At 51.9% G+C, this 970-nt stretch carries 1 protein-coding gene; it reads left to right on the forward strand.

The genetic code is table 11. The features are described 5' to 3' along the window. Window positions 1-902 (forward strand): YrzE family protein (locus J5224_RS30280; protein ID WP_264628748.1); only part of this gene is annotated, 902 nt, incomplete at its 5' end. Between the last annotated feature and the right edge of the window lie 68 nt (window positions 903-970).

Genomic DNA, 970 nt, shown 5'->3' on the forward strand with positions numbered 1-970 from the left:
CAATGGTCGAGCCGAAGTCAGACGATCCGGTAAATGGCGCAGGTATGGCCGTCGGTCTATGGACGGTGTTCTCCATTGTCATCAGTTTATTTGCAGGATCGTTTATCGCAGGCCGATTGGCGGGTTACGATGGTATGATTCACGGCTTCTTGAATTGGGCCAGCGCGTTACTGGTGGCTTCAGTATTGGGTGCCATGCTGGTGAGTTCGTCAATAAAAACAGCGGGAAGTGCGCTAGGCTCAATCGCATCTGCGACAGGTTCGATGATTTCCAGCGGTGGCGAAGCGCTGGGGCATGGGCTCTCTCGCATGGGGGATGCGGGGCAAAATTTATTTGAAGAGATCATGCTTGATACGCACCTCTCAAGTGATGGCTTGCAGAGTGAAGTGGAAAATGCGTTAGTTAAATCCGGTATCCCCACATTACAACCCGATTATCTCAAGCAGCAATTACAAGGTGCCAAACAGGATATCATGCTGGCTGCGCGCCGTATGGCCGTTGGCACAGAACCGAGTGAGCAGGTTGCAGCCCAATTAACCGAGAAACTTGCGCAACGAAGTAAAACGATTGCAGCCAGCATCAATCGTGATGATATCAAGCGTGCGTTAACGCAAAACACCGATCTCACGCCAACTGAGGCTGACCGGGCGGTCGAAAACATTATCAGTACCCGCGATCGTATGGTGAAAGAAGTGAGCGAGCGCCTTACTCAAGCACAACAGAATATACAGCAGGCTCAGCAGCGTTATGAGGACTGGAAAAAGCAGGCCGTCGAGCAGGCTGACCAAATGTCAAAAGCAGCGGCAAAAGCCGCGCTGTGGTCATTTTTTGCACTGCTGCTCGGTGCCGTAATCAGTACCCTTGCAGGCGCTTGGGGAGCGAAAAGTAAGCGCGATGTGTAGTATTACTCAGGAAAAAGGTGGCTGGCGTGTTTAAACCAGGGGAGATCGTTCGAAGTAAAACCGGTGGG

The organism is Candidatus Symbiopectobacterium sp. NZEC135 (assembly GCF_025962695.1).